The organism is Actinomadura scrupuli (assembly GCF_050971785.1).
Taxonomy (GTDB): domain Bacteria; phylum Actinomycetota; class Actinomycetes; order Streptosporangiales; family Streptosporangiaceae; genus Actinomadura_E; species Actinomadura_E scrupuli.
The window spans coordinates 15,304-31,726 of record NZ_JBPCCU010000003.1; the positions used below are offsets into that span (position 1 = coordinate 15,304).

Annotated in this window: 14 protein-coding genes; 6 read left to right on the forward strand and 8 right to left on the reverse strand. The window is 75.7% G+C overall.

The genetic code is table 11. The features are described 5' to 3' along the window. Nucleotides 1–29: 29 nt before the first annotated feature. Together ACRYCC_RS14425 and ACRYCC_RS14430 are read left to right on the forward strand one after the other, a co-directional pair. Nucleotides 30–944 carry an Lrp/AsnC family transcriptional regulator gene (locus ACRYCC_RS14425; RefSeq protein WP_433812229.1) on the forward strand — a complete coding sequence of 305 codons (915 nt, stop codon included), beginning with the start codon at nucleotides 30–32 and terminating at the stop codon, nucleotides 942–944. A 220-nt stretch (nucleotides 945–1,164) separates the two neighbouring features. Beyond that, the gene (locus tag ACRYCC_RS14430; RefSeq protein WP_433812231.1) at nucleotides 1,165–2,025 is read left to right on the forward strand and encodes a LysR family transcriptional regulator; all 861 of its coding nucleotides are present in this window, start codon (nucleotides 1,165–1,167) and stop codon (nucleotides 2,023–2,025) included. A 53-nt stretch (nucleotides 2,026–2,078) separates the two neighbouring features. Here ACRYCC_RS14430 and ACRYCC_RS14435 read toward each other — a convergent pair whose 3' ends face one another. Continuing rightward, nucleotides 2,079–2,750: a FadR/GntR family transcriptional regulator gene (locus tag ACRYCC_RS14435; protein ID WP_433812233.1), complete on the reverse strand. Its 672-nt coding sequence runs from the start codon at nucleotides 2,748–2,750 to the stop codon at nucleotides 2,079–2,081. 302 nt (nucleotides 2,751–3,052) lie between these two features. Here ACRYCC_RS14435 and ACRYCC_RS14440 point away from each other — a divergent pair, with 302 nt between their 5' ends. Further along, a complete protein-coding gene (locus tag ACRYCC_RS14440) occupies nucleotides 3,053–4,270 on the forward strand; it encodes an extracellular catalytic domain type 1 short-chain-length polyhydroxyalkanoate depolymerase (protein ID WP_433812235.1) in 1,218 nt (405 codons plus the stop codon). A gap of 100 nt (nucleotides 4,271–4,370) precedes the next feature. Here the strand turns inward: ACRYCC_RS14440 and ACRYCC_RS14445 are convergent, their stop codons facing one another. Together ACRYCC_RS14445 and ACRYCC_RS14450 are read right to left on the reverse strand one after the other, a co-directional pair. Further along, a complete protein-coding gene (locus ACRYCC_RS14445) occupies nucleotides 4,371–6,416 on the reverse strand; it encodes an outer membrane protein assembly factor BamB family protein (RefSeq protein ID WP_433812237.1) in 2,046 nt (681 codons plus the stop codon). A 146-nt stretch (nucleotides 6,417–6,562) separates the two neighbouring features. Continuing rightward, nucleotides 6,563–7,054 (reverse strand): universal stress protein, encoded by a 492-nt coding sequence (locus ACRYCC_RS14450; RefSeq protein WP_433812239.1) that lies wholly within the window; start codon nucleotides 7,052–7,054, stop codon nucleotides 6,563–6,565. Between the two features lie 357 nt (nucleotides 7,055–7,411). Between ACRYCC_RS14450 and ACRYCC_RS14455 the strand changes: the two genes are divergently transcribed. Beyond that, nucleotides 7,412–8,314: a glycosyltransferase family 2 protein gene (locus ACRYCC_RS14455; protein ID WP_433812240.1), complete on the forward strand. Its 903-nt coding sequence runs from the start codon at nucleotides 7,412–7,414 to the stop codon at nucleotides 8,312–8,314. Then, complete coding sequence (locus ACRYCC_RS14460; RefSeq protein ID WP_433812242.1) at nucleotides 8,311–9,243, forward strand: glycosyltransferase family 2 protein; 933 nt, start codon at nucleotides 8,311–8,313, stop codon at nucleotides 9,241–9,243. The genes ACRYCC_RS14455 and ACRYCC_RS14460 overlap by 4 nt, the downstream gene beginning before the upstream one ends. On the opposite strand, the gene ACRYCC_RS14465 is transcribed toward ACRYCC_RS14460, so the two are convergent. Genes ACRYCC_RS14465 through ACRYCC_RS14485 form a run of 5 tightly spaced genes read right to left on the reverse strand, consistent with a single transcriptional unit; the run spans nucleotide 9,231 to nucleotide 15,292 of the window. Further along, complete coding sequence (locus ACRYCC_RS14465; protein WP_433812244.1) at nucleotides 9,231–10,187, reverse strand: glycosyltransferase family 9 protein; 957 nt, start codon at nucleotides 10,185–10,187, stop codon at nucleotides 9,231–9,233. The genes ACRYCC_RS14460 and ACRYCC_RS14465 overlap by 13 nt on opposite strands. Next, complete coding sequence (locus ACRYCC_RS14470) at nucleotides 10,184–11,143, reverse strand: glycosyltransferase (RefSeq protein WP_433812246.1); 960 nt, start codon at nucleotides 11,141–11,143, stop codon at nucleotides 10,184–10,186. Before ACRYCC_RS14470 ends, ACRYCC_RS14465 begins: the two co-directional genes overlap by 4 nt. Beyond that, nucleotides 11,140–12,159: a glycosyltransferase family 9 protein gene (locus ACRYCC_RS14475; protein WP_433812248.1), complete on the reverse strand. Its 1,020-nt coding sequence runs from the start codon at nucleotides 12,157–12,159 to the stop codon at nucleotides 11,140–11,142. The genes ACRYCC_RS14470 and ACRYCC_RS14475 overlap by 4 nt, the downstream gene beginning before the upstream one ends. Continuing rightward, nucleotides 12,156–13,670 carry an HAD-IIIA family hydrolase gene (locus ACRYCC_RS14480; RefSeq protein ID WP_433812249.1) on the reverse strand — a complete coding sequence of 505 codons (1,515 nt, stop codon included), beginning with the start codon at nucleotides 13,668–13,670 and terminating at the stop codon, nucleotides 12,156–12,158. Before ACRYCC_RS14480 ends, ACRYCC_RS14475 begins: the two co-directional genes overlap by 4 nt. Continuing rightward, complete coding sequence (locus ACRYCC_RS14485) at nucleotides 13,667–15,292, reverse strand: carbamoyltransferase family protein (protein ID WP_433812251.1); 1,626 nt, start codon at nucleotides 15,290–15,292, stop codon at nucleotides 13,667–13,669. The genes ACRYCC_RS14480 and ACRYCC_RS14485 overlap by 4 nt, the downstream gene beginning before the upstream one ends. Nucleotides 15,293–15,410: 118 nt before the next feature. Here ACRYCC_RS14485 and ACRYCC_RS14490 point away from each other — a divergent pair, with 118 nt between their 5' ends. Then, on the forward strand, nucleotides 15,411–16,289 hold the full coding sequence (locus ACRYCC_RS14490) for a polysaccharide pyruvyl transferase family protein (RefSeq protein WP_433812253.1): 879 nt from the start codon (nucleotides 15,411–15,413) through the stop codon (nucleotides 16,287–16,289). Nucleotides 16,290–16,423: the final 134 nt, after the last annotated feature.

Consider the following 16,423-nt stretch of genomic DNA (forward strand, 5'->3'; position numbering starts at 1 on the left):
CGATTCAGTGCATGCCGAGGAGGATCCCCGTGTTGGATGCGGTCGACGCCGTGCTCGTCCGCGAGCTCCAGCGTGATGGCCGGGCGACGTTCCAGGCGCTGGCCGACCGCGTCGGGCTCTCCCGTACGGCGGTGCGGGCCCGTGTGCAGAGCCTCCTCGAGACCGGGGTCGTCCGGGTGGTCGGCATCGTCCACTCCAAGGTCGTCGGCACGGGGGCGATCGGGCACGTCTCGGTCCTCGTCGACGGCGCAGCGCGGGGTGTCGGCCAGGCCATCGCCAAGCGCACGGCGGTGCGGTTCGCCGCGGTGACCGCGGGGCGCTTCGCCCTCGTCGCCGAGGTACGGGCCCGTGACGACGACGCGCTGGACGGCGAGATGGACGAGATCCGCCGGATTCCGGGCGTACGGGCCGCCGAGGTCTTCCGCTCCGTCTCGGTGGTGCGGGACGCGTACTCGGTCGTCCGGGAGCTCGGCGAGGTCACCCTGGACGACATCGACTGGCGGTTGCTGCGCGAGCTGCAGCGCGACGGCCGGGCGCCGTACACCCGGCTGGCCGGGATCATCGGGCTGTCGCAGGCCGCGACCCGGGCCCGGGTGGTGCGGCTGATGCGCTCGGGCGTCATCCAGGTGACGGGACTGGCCGCCCCGCTCGCGCTGGGCTCGGCCGAGCTCGCCGGCTTCGGGTTGTCGGTCTCGGGAACCTCCGGGGGAGCCCGGCGGGTGGCGGAACAGGTCGCCCGGCTGGAGGGCGTGCGCTACCTCGCCCTCGGGTTCGGCCGCTACGACATCGTCGGGCAGGTGGAGGCCGCGTCGAGGGAGGCGCTGGTCGAGGCCCTCGACGGGATCAGGACGGTCCGCGGCGCGACGCTGCGGGAGTCCTGGCATCACCTGGACGTGGTCAAGGAGGCGCACGCCACCGAACTGCCCGCCGGGTCGTCCGCCTGACCCCGTCGCCGTGATCACGCGGCCGGTGCCGCACCGGCCGCATGATCACGGTAGGGGAGAAGTGTGACCACAAATCCTCGCGGCGCGGGGTATTCGCCCACGTAACTGCTAAAACTCTCATCATCGACCTTTGGGATAACCCCCCATAACTCCCCAATGTCAGAGGGGTGATTCCCGCTATGTCCAAGACCGGTACGGCTTGTTGTCATACCTTCAATGCATGAATCTGCGGCAGCTGCGGTATGTGGTCGCCACCGCCGACCACGGGACCATGACGTCGGCCGCGCAGGCCCTGTATGTCGCCCAGCCCGCGCTGTCCCGGGCCATCCGCGAGCTCGAGCGTGAGCTGGGGATCGAGCTGTTCGCGCGGTCCGGGCGGGGGGTGGTGCTCACCGTGGCGGGCGAGGAGGTCGTCCGGCAGGCCCGGATCGCCCTGGACGCCACCGACGCCATCGAGGCGGTCTCGGCGGCACGCGGCAACGGGCGCGGCACCGAGCTGCGCATCGCGGCGGCGCCCACCCTGGAGCCCGAGCTCACCGGCAGGCTGCTGCCGCACTTCTCCCGGGACCAGCCCGCGGTACGGGTACGGGTCGTCCGGTGCCAGGGCAGGGAGGCCGTCGGCACCGCGGTCCGCACCGGCCAGGCCGACCTGGCCATCACCGACCTGCCGGTGCCCGGAGACCTCGCGGCGCACCCGTTCGAGCAGCGGGAGGTCGTGCTGATCTCGCCGCCCGGGCTCCGGCTCCGTGATCCGGTGCCGCTGCGCGCGCTCGACGGCATGCGGCTGGTCATGCCCGCCAAGGGCGGCGCCCGCCGGGCCGAGCTGGAGTCCATGCTGGCCCGGATCGGGGCGAGCCCGGTGGCGGCCGTCGAGTCGGACGAGCGCGGGTCCTGGCTGGACTGGGTGCGGGCGGGCATGGGTTCGCTGCTCTGGTACCGAAACCAGCTCGAGGACACCGAGGGCGTCATCGTCCGCTCGTTCCTGCCCTCCATCACCCGCACGATCGGCCTGGTGCACGCGCACCGCCCGCTGCCGCCGGTGGCCCGCGACTTCCTCGCCTTCGCCAAGGACCGGAGCTGATCACGGCGCCGAGGTGCCCGCCGCGGCGCCCGCCCGGTGAGGCTCCGGCGGGATCAGAGCACGTTGTGCAGCCATTGTTCGACGCCGGCGATGTGGACCGTGGCCCAGGCGCGGGCGACGTCGGGCCGGCGGTCGGCGATGGCGTCGAGGATGGCGCGGTGTTCGGTGTGGGTGCGTTCCCAGGCGCCTTCCTGGGTCAGGCCGCGCCAGATCCGGCCGCGCATGGTGGGTCCTGCGAGGCTTTCCAGTAGTGAGCACAGGACGGTGTTGCCGGATGCTTCGGTGATGGTGCGGTGGAATTCCAGGTCGTTGGTGACGAGTTCGTCGGTGGTGGATTCGGCGGTGACCTGGGTGAGGTGGGTGCGCAGTGATTCGATCTGGGTGTCGGTGATGCGGGTGGTGGCCATGGCGACGGCTTCGGGTTCGAGGATGCGGCGGACTTGGAAGAACTCCAGTACGGAGGAGTCGTGGTGGACGTCGACGACGAAGCTGAGGGCGTCGAGCAGGAGGGCGGGTTCGAGGCTGGTGACGTAGGTGCCGTCGCCTTGGCGTACGTCGAGGACGCGTATGAGGGACAGGGCTTTGACCGCTTCGCGCAGTGAGTTGCGTGAGAGGCCGAGCTGGGCGGCGAGGTCGGCTTCTTTGGGCAGTCGCTGGCCGGGCCGGAGCCGGCCGGAGACGATCATCTGTTTGATCTGCTCGATCGCTTCGTCCGTGACGGCCATGGCGTTCTCCCCCGGACATCGGATGTATGCCGCACAGTATGCACACCTCCCGTGGCCCCGCCCGCATCCGCCGCCGGCCGCGAGCCCTCCCCACCAACCTGAGCCGGGCACCGGACCGGCCCGCCGGACCCGCGTGCTTGACGGGGCCGCCACAGGCGGCCGGGGGAATGTGGGCACGTCCCACATTTCATGGCCGGGAGCCCGCTTCTAGCCTGCCGGAGACCGATGGGGTGACCCGCGTCACACCACCCCTGCCTCCGGGTCCCCCGCACCATCGGTCCCCGCTTGGAAGGAGCGGATCGGTGAAACGGTTCCTGCGCATCCTGCTCGCCCTGTCGCTGGGCACGCTGTCGCTGGTCGCGGCGGTCGGGCTCGCCTCCAGCCCGGCCAATGCCGCCACCCTCACCAAGGTGACCGGGTTCGGGTCCAACCCCGGTGGCCTGAACATGTGGGTCTACCGGCCCGACGGACTGCCCGACGGCGCACCGGCCGTGGTGGCCCTGCACGGCTGCACACAGACCGCCAACGACTACTACACCAACTCCGGGTGGAAGAAGTACGCCGACCTGTACCACTTCGCGGTGGTCTTCCCCGAGCGGATCGACTCCTCGGCCTATCCGCCGAACTGCTTCCAGTGGTTCCAGGAGGCGCACATCACGCGGGGTCAGGGCCAGGCCCTGTCCATCGCGCAGATGGTCGGCTACGCCACCAGCACCTACCACCTCGACCCGCGCAGGATCTACATCACCGGCCTGTCGGCGGGCGGCGCGATGACCGCCGTCATGCTCGCCACCTACCCCGACCTGTTCGCCGCCGGGTCGGTGGTGTCCGGCCTGCCCTACCGCTGCTCCCCGCCGGACGCCACCTACACCTGCCAGTACTCCGGCGTCGACAAGACCCCGCAGGCGTGGGGCGACCTGGTCCGGGCCGCCTACTCCGGCTACTCCGGCCCGCGTCCCCGGGTCTCGATCTGGCACGGCCAGTCCGACGCCGTCGTCGTCCCCAAGAACGGGCTGGAACTGCGCGACCAGTTCACCAACGTGCTCGGCGTCTCCTCGTCCCCGGCCTCGACCGAGAGCCTGCCCGGCGGTGTCACCCTCGAGAAGTACGGCGACGACGCCGTCCGCCTCTACAAGATCGCCAACGCCGGCCATGGCACCCCGGTCCACCCGGGCGGCGCCGTCGACCAGTGCGGCACCGCCGGCGCCTACTTCCTGGACACCATCTGCTCGGCCTACCGCGACGCCCAGTTCTTCGGGCTGGAGGGCTCGGGACCGCCTCCCACCCAGACGCCGACCCCCACGCCGACCGTGACCCCGACGCCCACCCCCACGCCGGGCGCGGTCTGCGCGACGGCCAGCAACTACGCGCACACCACGGCGGGGCGGGCCCACCAGTCGGGCGGCTCCACCTACGCCAACGGGTCCAATGACGCGATGGGCCTGTGGAACACCTTCACCACGCACACGCTCAAGCAGACCGGTCCCGGCTACTGGATCCTCGCCGACGGCCAATGCTGAAACCGTGCTGATCGATCGTGCTGACCGATCGTGCTGACCGATCGTGCTGACCGATCGTGCTGACCGACGCGCGCGGGCCGCAGCGCGCCGTCTCGGCCGCTCAGGGCGACGTGGTCGCGCCGCCGCCGGTGAGGGCGTAGACGTAGCCGTCCCTCCCGCTGACATAGACGTCGCCGCCGTGCGCCGCCGGGCCCGGCTCCAGGCCGCCGCGGATCAGGTACGACCACGCCGCGCGGCCGGTGCCGGCGTCGACCGCGTGCACCCGGCCGTCACCGGAGGGGCCCGAGGTCACCACGATGTCCCGGCCCGCGAGGACGGGCGTCCCGGAGACGCCGCCCGGGGGCTGTGAGCGCCAGCGCGGCGCTCCCGAGACGGCGTCCAGGGCGTACAGGCCGCCACCGGAGTCCCCGGCGAACACGCTGCCGCCCGCCGCCAGCGGCCGGTCGGTGGAGGCACCGCCCGGGTACGTCCAGCGGCGTGCGCCCGTCGCGGCGTCCAGGGCGTAGAGCGGGTGCCGTCCGTGCCGGGCTCGGCAGTACACCGTCCCCGCCGCCGCGACGAGGTCGCCGCCGCCGTGGCCGGCCGGGGACCTCCAGCGGACGCGCCCCGTGCGGGCGTCCACCGCCGTCACACCCTGGTCGGTGGGAAGGCAGAACATCCGGCCGATCGCGGCGGGAAGCCCGGCGGGCCGGTCGCCGGCGCGGTGCCGCCACCGGACCGTGCCGGTCGCGGCGCTCAGCCCGTAGAAGCCGTGCCCGTCGGTGCCGACGCACAGGATCCCGTCGAGCACGGTGGCTCCGCCCAGCACCGGTCCGGGCCGGAACCGCCATCTCACCGCGCCGGACCGGGCGTCGACCGCGTACACCGAGTGGTCCAGGCCGGTCGCGTACACGATGCCGCCGGAGGGCACCGGCGCGCCCACGATCCGGGCACCGGCGCGCATCCGCCACCTGATCCGCCCGTCGCCGGCGTCGAGCGCGAGCAGCCGGCCGTTGCCGGCGCCGACGTACACCACCCCACCGGCGACGACGGGGGCGGCCGCGCGGGTGCTGCCGGTGTAGCGCTTCCAGGCGAGCCTGGCGGTGCTCGCCGCCGGGGCAGCGCCGGGAGCGGACGGCCGCCCGGCCGGGCCCGCCCGCCGGGGGTCCGGCGCCGAGCGCAGCAGCGCCACGGCGGTGCCGCCGCCCGCCGCGAGGACCCCCGTTCCCAGCGCGCCGAGCGCGACGAGACCGCGCCGGCTCGGGCCCGGTACGACCGGGCGGCACAGGGCGCGGGCCGTCGCCGCGCCCCGCGCGACCTCCGCGCCGACCGCGGGCGGCAGCCATGACGTGCCGTTCAGCACGGTGTCCGGCGGGACGAGCGCGGCCAGGCCGTCCAGTAACCAGGCCGGCAGCGGCCGGCGGCCGGGCTGCTTGTCCAGGCAGACCGCGATGAGGTTGCGCAGGGCGGGGTCGCGGACGGCGTCGAGCCGGGGCGGCTCGTGGACGACGCGGTGGACCAGGGCGTGCGGCGGCGCCTCGCCGAAGGGACCGCTGCCGGTGCCGGCGAACGCCAGGACCGCGCCGAAGGAGAACACGTCCCCGGGGACGCCGGCGACACCGCCGGTGGCCTGTTCGGGCGCGACGTAGCCGGGGGAGCCGAGGAACCGGCCGGGCCGGGTGAGCACGACGTGCGCGATCCCGAAGTCGATCACCCGTGGCCCGTCCGGCCCCAGCAGGACGTTCGACGGCTTCAGGTCCCGGTGCACCAGCCCGGCGCGGTGAATGGAGATCAGCGCCGCGGCGAGCCCGGCACCGAGCGCGTACACCGCCGGAGCGGGCCACGGCCCATGGGCGGTGACGGCCTCCTGCAGCGTGGGGCCCGGCAGGTAGGCGGTGCACAGCCAGGGGCGGGGCGCGTCGGGACCGGCGTCGACCACCGGGACGGTGAAGGCGCCGCTGACGGCCCGTGCCGCGGTCACCGCACGCCGGAACCTCTCCCGGAACGAGTCAGCGCGGGTCAGGTCCGCGTGCACGATCTTGATCGCGACGGGCGCGCCGGTGGCCGAACGTGCCAGGAAGACCTGCCCCATCGCGCCCGAGCCCAGCCGGGCCAGCAGCCGGTAGCCGTCGATCCGGTCCGGATCCCCGGGCCGTAACGCCTCCATGAACGCCCCCGCGTGTCCCCCCGCACGGCACCTGCGGCGGCCGGGACGTCCAGGCGCCGCGTGGCGGAACCGTACCCCCGATCACGCCCCCGCGACCTTATCCGGTCGGCAGGCGTCGTGACCGGCGGATGGCGGACGCGGACGGCTCAGGCGGGGCCGTGAGCGGTATCCGCGGGCCCGGGCCAGGAACTGGGCACGAAGGCGACCGGGATCCGGGCGTGCCGCAGGCAGAAGGCGCTGACCGGGCCGGGCGACTGCTTGGCCTCCAGCCCGGTGGTGCCGAGCACCAGGAGGTCGGCGCCGGTCGCCGCCTCCAGCAGGACCGGGCCGGCCGGTCCCTGCGGCGTGGAGTACGAGATGCGCTCCAGCCGCACCCCCTCCAGCAGGAGCGCCCTGAGCGCCTGCTGGACACGCTCCGCGGCGACCTCCGCGGGCTCGTCGGGCGAGCTCGGATCCGGGTCGCCGGCCTTCTCCCAGGAGGAGACCACCTGGAGCGGGGCACCGCGGCGCTCGGCCTCCCGGGCGGCCCAGCGCAGCGCCAGGTGCGAGCCCGGTGAACCGTCGAAACCGACGACGACCCGGTCGGGCGCGGCCGCGTCGCCGGCCGTGGGCGAGGTGGCCCCTGCTGTCTGCGCCATGGTGCGCTCCGTTCCGGCTGTGCCATAGGACCATCAGGGCGATCGGGGCGCCTCCGGGCCGCCGCGGGTCTGTGCCCGCGCCGGTGGGGCGCCCACCTACCGAGCATCTCCCGGAGCGGCCCCGGCGGTCAGGGGCGAAGGTCCTCAGCCCGGCCCCGGCGGCCCGGGCCGCCGTTTACCGCGATACCGGCGGGGCATCGCACACACGTGAGGCGAATGGGGCTCATCGGGCGGTATTGATCTCCCTGGTGCCGGGTGACCGGATCGCCGCGGTCGCCGGACCGGCCCGTCCGCCCCGGGTGCAATGGGTGCAACGGGCCGATCACAGCGGGGGACACGCGGAACGAGGGGGTGCTCATGACCGGTGGCGAGGTCCGGCCCGGGGCGGGGCGGCACGGCCCGCAGGTCACCGTGGTGATCGCCACCAGGGACCGCCGCGACGAGCTGCTGCGCACCCTGGGCCGTCTGCGCGACCTCCCCGAACGGCCACCGGTGATCGTGGTGGACAACGCCTCCTCCGACGGCACGGCCGACGCGGTGCGGGCCCGCTTTCCCGGGGTGGCGGTGGTCCGGGCGGCCCGCAACCTCGGCGCCCCGGCGCGCAACCTCGGGGTACGCGCGGCGCGGACGCCGTACGTCGCCTTCAGCGACGACGACTCCTGGTGGGAGCCGGGTGCCCTGGGCCGGGCGGCGGAGGCGTTCGACGCCCATCCCGGCCTCGGGCTCATCGCGGCGCACACGCTCGTGGGCCCGGCCCGCCGGCCCGACCCGATCAACGCCGCGATGGCCGGGACCCCGCTGCCCGGCGAGCCGGGGCTGCCGGGGCCGCCGGTGCTGGGCTTCCTCGCCTGCGCGTCCGTGGTGCGGCGCCGGGCGTTCCTCGAGGCCGGCGGGTTCAGCCCGGTGCTGTTCTTCGTGGGCGAGGAACGCCTGCTGGCCTACGATCTCGCGGCGGCGGGATGGAGCCGCTGCTACCTGCCCGGGGTCGTCGCCGTGCACGAGCCCTCGGCCAGCCGGCCGCCGTCCGGCCGGCGCCACCGGGCGGAGCTGCGCAACACCCTGCTGACGGCATGGCTGCGCAGGCCGGCGCGGACGGCGCTGCGCGAGACCGGGCGGCTGGCGGCCCGGGCGGCGCGCGACCCCGACGCCCGGGCGGCGCTGGCCGGGGCGCTGCGCCGGATGCCGTCCGCGCTGCTGCGCCGGCGGCGGCTGCCCGCGGCCGTCGAACGGGCGGCCCGGCTCATCGAGGTCACCGCATGACCGGCGGCCGGGCCCGTGGGGCCCACGGAGCCGGGGCCGGCGCGCGGGTGACGGTCGTCATCATGACCCGGGACCGGCGCGACGAGCTGCTCCGCACGCTGGCGCACATGACGCGGCTCCCGGAGCGGCCGCCCGTCATCGTGGTCGACAACGGCTCGGCGGACGGCAGCGCGGACGCGGTCGCCGCCGCCCATCCGGAGGTACGGCTGATCCGCAGTGCCCGCAATCTCGGCGCGGTCGCCCGTAACCTCGCGGTGGAGCGGGTCACCACCCCGTACGTCGCCTTCTGCGACGACGACACCTGGTGGGAGCCCGGCGCCCTGACGCGCGCCGCCGACCTGCTCGACGAGCATCCGGGGCTGGCCTCGGTGACCGGTCTGATCCTGGTCGAGCCCGGTCTGGAGGAGGACCCGATCACCCCGGAGCTGCGGCACTCGCCGGTGCCCGCACCGGACTGGCTGCCCGGGCCGGCGCTGCTGAGCATCCTCGCGGGCGCCTCGATGCTGCGGGTGGAGGCGTTCCGCGCGGCGGGCGGCTTCTCGCCGAGGCTGTGGCTGGGCGGCGAGGAGGAGCTGCTCAGCCTCGATCTGGCCGCGCTGGGGTGGTGGATGTGCTGGGCCGAGGACGTCGTCGTGCACCACGCCGCCTCCACCGCCCGCGACCCGAGGCAGCGGCGCAAGCTGGGGATCCGCAACACGTTGTGGACCGCCTGGCTGCGCCGCCCGCTGCGCGACGCCGCGCGCCGCACGGTGACGGTCCTGCGCACGGTTCCCCGGGACCGGGCGAGCGTCTCGGCGGTGGCGGCCGCGCTGGCGGGGCTGCACTGGGTCGTACGGGAGCGCCGGGTGGTCCCCGGCCACATCGAGCGCGGCCTGCGCCTGCTGGAGGAGCCGCAGCGCACCTCACCCGCCCGGCGCTACGTGGGCTGAGCCGCGGGCCGGGCCACCCGTGCGGCGGCGGCCAGCACCTCGTCCGCCGTGATGCGCAGCAGGCGGGGGTCGGTGGCGGCGGCGTGCGGGTCACCGGGCCGGTCACCCGTGCCGTGCCAGAGCGCGGCGTGCCGGCCGGGCTCCGGCGGAGGTCCCCACAGGGCGGGGGAGACCGGGCCGTACAACGTGACCGACGGGCGGCCGTAGGCGAAGGCGAGATGCGCCGTCCCCGTGTCGTTACTGACCACCAGAGCGGCCCGGGAGACGAGTGCGGCCAGGCCGGCGAGCCCGGTCGTCCCCGCCAGCACCGAGCCCGGCGGCAGCCCGGCCCGGGAGGCGACCTCGCGGGCGAGCGCCCGCTCGGCCGCGGTCCCGGTGACCACGACCCGGTGGCCGCCGCCGGCGAGCGCGCGGGCGACGGCGGCGAAGCGGTCCGGTGGCCAGCGGCGGCCCCGGCTCGCCGCGCCCGGGTGCACCACCACGGCACCCGCGACCGGCGGGGGGAGGGCGGGCGGGTCGAGCCGCAGCGCCGTCCGGTCCGCCGGGAGGCCCCACCACTCCAGCAGCCGGCACCAGCGGCCGACCTCGTGCTCGCCGTCGTCCCACCACGGCCCGGTGACGCCGGGGTCGGCCGCCGAGGCGTACATCAGCAGGTGAGCGGCGCCGGTCGCCCGCACGAGCCGATGGCTGGCCGGGCCGTTGCCGTGCAGGTCCACCGCGACCTCGGGCGGCTCGCCGCGCCAGGGCACCGGCGCCAGCTCGGCGGCCGGCAGCAGCCGGTCCACCGCGCCGCACAGCCGCACCAGCGGTTCCAGCGCCGCGGGCGCCGCCAGCACGGTCTCGTGCGCCGGGAAGGCGGTGCGCAGCGCCCGGTACGCGGGGACCCCGGTCAGGAAGTCGCCGAGACCGAGCGCCCGCAGCATGAGCACGGCCGGGCGGGTCATCGGGTCGCCTCGCCGAGGACCTCCTCCCAGCGGGCCAGGAACCGGGTCAGCCCGTACCGGTCCACGACGGCCTCGCGGGCCGCCTTGCCGAGCTCGGCGGCCTCCGCCGGATCGTTCACCAGCCGCCGGACCGCCTTGATCAGCTCGTCCGTCCGGGTCGAGATCACGCCCGCGCCGGGTGGCACGGCCTCGACGATCTCGGTCGTCGCGAGGGCGACCACGGGCATGCCCAGATGCATGGCCTCCAGCAGCGACAGGCCCAGCGACGTCCACCGGACCGGGTGCAGGTACACGCGGCGGCGGGCGAGCTCGGTGTGCATCCGCGCCTGCGGCAGGTCCTCGAAGGCGCGTGCGGTGGGCATGCCGAGCCGCCCCGGCACGTCGCGGACCCGCATGCCGAAGACGTCCAGCGGCGTGACGGCCGCGAAGAAGGGCAGCAGGTCGGTGCCGACGTACCGGCCGCGCCGCAGCGGGTCGTTGACCACGACCGCCGCGCGCGCCAGCTCGCCGGTCCAGCGCGGTCCGGGGTCGACGATGCCGTGCTCCACGACCCGGGTCGGGGTCCGGCCGGCGTCCCAGCACAGGTCGTTGAAGTGCGTGACGTGCACCAGGGTCAGCTCCGGCCGGTCGGCCACCGGGTGCCTGGTCAGGGGCACGTCGCCGGCCGGCGCGTCGTGCTCCAGGTAGACGGCGGGCAGGTCGGCGCCGGGGCGGCGGCCCAGCCATCGCCGGACCAGGTCCTCCTCGTGCGGGCGTTGCAGGATCACCACGTCGACGTCCTCGGCGCGCAGCCGCTCCGGGGGGACCTCGCGGGCGGACGCGGGCCAGTCCCAGGTGCGGGCGCGGCCGAGCCCGTCGGGTCCGCGATCCGGGGTCACCGGCAGCAGGTAGGTGTGCGGGCCCTGCACGAACGCCGTGGTCCAGGAGCCGTGCACGTGCCAGATCAGCACCCTCATGAGGCCGCCTCCACGACGAGCTTCTCCACGGCGTCGGCCACCTCCGTGCCGGTGACCGACGACAGGCAGGGATGCCCCGCGACGGGGCAGGTGTGCGCGCGGCTGCCGCGGCAGGCGGCGCCCTGGTCGCCGAGCAGCACGTGCGGCACGCCGTAGGGCGCCCAGCGCGCGGCCGGCACCACGGGCGCGAACAGCGACACCACCGGTGTCCGCACGGCGGCGGCCAGATGGGCCGGGCCGGTGTTGCCGACCACGACGGCGGCCGCGCCCGCCAGGACCCCGGCCAGCTCGGCCAGGCTCGTCCGGCCGCCGAGGTCCGCCGCCCGGCGGCCCGCCACCCGGGCGGTCAGCTCCCGCTCGGACGGGCCGCCCGTCACCACGGTCCGCCAGCCGCGCGCCTCCAGCTCCCGCACCGCCTCGGCGCAGCGCCGCTCGGGCCACTGCCGGGCGGGGGCGGAGGCCCCCGGGTGCACGACGACGTAGGGGGCGTCCCCGGTCAGCCGGCGGGTGTCCGGCAGCGGGCGGCGCACCGCGAGCAGCCCGTCGTCACCGGCCTCCGGTGTGAAGCCCGCCGCGGCCGCCAGCGACAGCCCGCGCTCGGCCTCCGGCACGTCGTCGTCCAGCCGGTGCCGCAGGTCCAGCAGGGCGCCGGGATAGTCGGTGCTGATCGCGCCGATCCACGGCACACCGGCCAGGCGCAGCACCAGCGCGGTCGGCAGCGGCGACTGGTGGAAGGACGTCAGGACCAGCGCCAGGTCGAAGCGTCCACCGGCCAGCCGGTCCACCAGCGCCGCGAGGTCGTCGGGGCGCACCGGCGGCGGTGCCAGCTCCACCCAGGGCGCCCGCCAGACCAGGGTCTCGTCCACTCCGGGCAGCAGCCGGGCCGCGGCCTCGCCGTGCGGCCCGGCCAGGACGGTGACGTGCCCGCACCGCGCGGCGACGGCCCGGACCGCGGGACCGGTGAGCAGGACGTCCCCGGCGTTGTCGAGCCGGACGACCAGCGCACGGCGGGTCACCGGGCCACCGCCCACCCCGGCCCGCCGGCCAGCGCGAACAGGACCGCCTCGGTCAGGTCCGCGGCGATCCGCGCGCCGGCGAGCTCCGGGCCCCGCGTGTGCGGGGTCGGCACCAGGACGCTGCGGGCACCGGCCGCGCGGGCCGCCGCCACGTCGGTGCCGATGTCACCGACGACGACGCACTCGTGCGGTGCCAGCCCCAGCTCGGCGGCGGCCCGGCGCACCATGCCCGGGGCGGGCTTGCGGCACCGGCAGCCGTCGTGCTCGCCGTGCGGGCACAGCTGCCAGGTGTCGAAGGGCCCGAGCAGCTCGGCCACCCGCGCGTCGACCTTCGCCACGTCGTCGTGGCTCACCAGGCCGCGGGCGATGCCCGACTGGTTGGTGACCACCCCCACCCGCAGGCCCCGGCTCCGGGCCAGGTCCAGCGCCGCGCGGGCACCCGGCATCGGCTCCACCAGCGCCGGGTCGCCGTTGTAGGGGACGTCCCGGACGAGGGTGCCGTCCCGGTCGAACAGGATCGCCCGCGCCGGGGCGGGCCACGGGCGGGCGCCGCGCGCGGCCCAGGTCCCGCGCAGCCAGTGCCAGGTGGCGGCCGGCGGGATCACCAGGCTGGTGGCCGTCATCACCGCGACCTCGCGGGGCGTGCGCGGCCCCGGCGCGATGCGCGCCCAGGCGAACTCCGCGGTCGCGGCGAGCGCGCAGGCGGCGGCCGCGCCGGCCGGCCGCCCCCGGCCCGCCAGTGCCAGGCCGGCCGCGGCCAGCCCCGCCGCGGTGATCGCGACATGCCGGTGCCGCCGGCCGGGCGTCTCCCCGGCGCGCTCGTGCCAGCCGGGTCCGTGCACGGCCCGCATGAGGGCGTCGTCGGCGTTGCCGGCCTGCGCGCGGACGCTGATCCACGGTCCGGCGTCGCGCACCGGGTGGGTGGTGCCGCGCCTGCCGGTCTCCAGCGTCCAGCCGCACGCCAGGACGCGCAGCGCCAGGTCGGCGTCCTCCCGGAAGGCGCGCGGGAAGCGCTCGTCGAAGCCGCCGGTCTCCACCAGGACGTCGCGCCGGTAGGCCATGTCCGCGGTGATCCAGCGGGCCCGCGCCAGCCCGGCGGTGCCGCGTTCCCAGTCGGTCGGCCGCCGCCCCGCGGGCAGCGGCACGGTGATGCGGCCCTGCACCCCGGCGACCCGCGGTGACCGGTCGGCGAGGTCCGCCACGAGCATCGTCCGCCAGTCCGCGCGGACGCGTACGTCGTCGTCGAGGAACACCACCCAGGGCGTGCCGGTGCGCCGCCAGCCGAGGTTGCGCGCGGCGGCGGGCCCCGCCCCGCCGGAGACCACCACCTCGACCGCACCGTCCGGTGCCAGGCCCGCGGGCGGGCGGAGCGGCGCGTGACCGGTGTCGGGCCGGTCGTCGACCAGCACGATCCGCCGCGGCGCGGGGCCCCGCGCGTCGCGGAGCGACTCCAGGCAGGCGGTCAGGCACGGCCGCCCCAGCGTCGGCACGACGACCGAGTAGCCGGTCATCGCCGCACGGCGAAGGGGCCGATGGCCAGCAGATCGACCGGGGTCGAGCCGAAGCACTCCAGCGCGTCCCGGACGTCGTCGACCATCGGCCGCCCGGCGGTGTTGAGGCTGGTGTTCACCAGGACCGGCAGGCCGGTCCGGTGCTCGAAGGCGGCCAGCAGCCGGGCCGTGAGCGGCTCGGCCTCCGGATCCACCGTCTGCACCCGGGCGGTGCCGTCCACGTGCACCACGGCCGGGATGCGGTCCTGCCACTGCGGCACCACGTCGTGGACGAACAGCATGTACGGGCTGGGGATCGGGCCGCGCTTGAAGATCTCCGCGGCGCGGTCCAGCCGGACCATCGGCGCCACCGGCCGGAACTGCTCACGGCCCTTGACGTCGTTGAGCCGTTCGAGGTTCGCCCGCCGCCCCGGGTGCGCGAGCAGCGAGCGGTGGCCGAGGGCCCGCGGGCCGAACTCGCTGCGGCCCTGGAACCAGGCGACGATCCCGTCGCCGGCCAGCGTCTCGGCGGCGGCCTCGGCCACGTCGGCGGGCCGGTCATAGCGGACCCGGGCCCGGCGCAGCGCGGCCTCGATCTCCGCGTCGCCGAACCCGCGGCCGAGGTCGGCGCCGCGCATGGCCCACGCGCTCTCGCCCGCCCCGGCGGCCAGCTGCAGCGCCGCGCCCAGGGCGGTGCCGGCGTCGCCCGCGGCCGGCTGCACCCACACCTCCTCGAACGGCCCCTCCCGGGAGAGCACGGTGTTGGCCACGCAGTTGAGCGCCGTCCCGCCCGCCATCGCCAGCAGCCGCTCGCCGGTGCGCTCGTGCAGCCAGCGGGCCAGGTCCAGCAGGACCTCCTCCAGCCGGCGCTGCACGCTGGCGGCCAGGTCGGCGTGCGCGTCGGTCCAGTCCTCCTCGGGCGCGCGCGGCGGCGCCAGCTCCGCCCAGTCGACGGGCTCGGTGACGAACCCGCCGCCGGCCGTGGCGTGGACGGCCTCCCGGAGCCGGTCCAGGAAGCGCGGCTTGCCGTACGACGCGAGGGCCATGACCTTGTACTCGTCGCAGGAGCGCAGGAACCCCAGATGCGCCGTCAGCTCCTCGTACATCAGGCCGAGCGAGTGGGGGAGCGGCTGGCTCGAGAGGATCTCCAGGACGCCGTCCCGGTAGGCGCCGGACAGGTGCGAGTGGCGTTCCCCGCGCCCGTCGCAGACCAGCACGGCGCAGCCGGGGCGGGGCACCGCGAGCCCGGCGGAGGCGGCGTGCGCCACATGGTGCGGGACGAACCGGACGCGCTCGGGATCGAGCCCCGGCAGCCCGTCGGCCAGGAAGCCCGGAGCGTGCCGCGCGAACAGCGTCCGCAGGTGATCCCAGGGGTCGTCCAGGCCCAGCTCGTCGGCCGGCAGCACCAGCGACGGGTCGTAGGAGAACCCGACGAGGTCGATGTCCCCGGGCCGCAGGCCGGCCTCGCCGAGACACCACCGGGCGGCCGCCAGGGGCTGTTCCCAGGCGGCGAAGGGCACCGGCCGTTTCCCGTGTTTGCGGCGGCTGAACCGTTCTTCCTCCGCGGCCGCCACCACCCGGCCGTCCACCAGGAGCGCGGCGGCCGGATCGTGGAAGACCGCGTTTATTCCGAGCACACGCATAGAGACCCCCCGTCTCGAAAAAGGAGGTGCCCGGCGCAGCCCCCGTTGCTCTCCGTGCCCTGCGAAAAAGGGGGGCAAACAATGGTGCATTTAGCTATTACGTGGGTAAGCGCCGCGTATGCGGGTGCTCCTGGCAGGATGGTTCAGCTTTCTGCACGGCGAGATCACGGCGGGGGACGCCCTCGCGCTGGAGGCCGTGTGCGGCGCCCTCGACACCGGCGGGATCCGCTACGACGTGGCCTGGAGCCCGGTGTTCCGCCCGGGCGGCCTGTCGCTGGAGGACGCCGCGCCGGAGCACTACACCCACCTGGTGTTCGTCTGCGGCCCGCTGCACGGAGCGCAGGTCCGTGACCTGCACGTCCGTTACGCAGGCTGCCGCCGCGTCGCGGTCGGGGTCTCGGTCATCGACCCGGCCGACCCCTCGGTCACCGGCTTCGACCTGGTGCTGGCCCGGGATGGGGACGCCGGACCGCCCCAGCGCGACCTGGCGGCCGTCCCGCGGACGCCGTCGGTGCCCGTGGTGGGCGTGATCCTGTCCGCCGGGCAGGGCGAGTACGGGGCGCGCCGTCGGCACGACGAGGTGTCGGCGCGGCTGACCGGGTGGCTCGGGCGGCGCGCGTGCGCCCGGCTCCGCCTGGACACCCGCCTGGACAGCGGCGACTGGACGATGTGCGCGAGTGCCGCCGAGTTCGCCGCGGTGATCGCCCGGCAGGACCTGGTGGTGACCACCCGGCTGCACGGGCTGGTACTGGCGTTGCGGCACGGCGTTCCCGCCCTGGCGGTGGACCCGGTGGCGGGGGGCGGCAAGGTGACGGCGCAGGCGCTCGCCTGGCAGTGGCCGGCCGTGGTCACGGCCGAGGAGTCGGCCCGGGAGCAGACCCTCGACCTCTGGTGGGAATGGTGTCTGTCGGCCGAGGGCGCCGCCGCGGCCCGTATGCGGGCCGGTGCGCGCACCAATCCTCTGCTGCGGTCACTGGTGGAGGCGCTCGGCCATTGATTCTTTTTGCATTGCCGGGAAGATCTGGGCGTTTGATGCCGTGCAGTGCGGAAAAGGGTTTATCACGTGCTTGATGAGAAACGGCATATCTGCCGCTTATATGCGGGAGATGCCGCGGGGTGTCACTTCTCGTG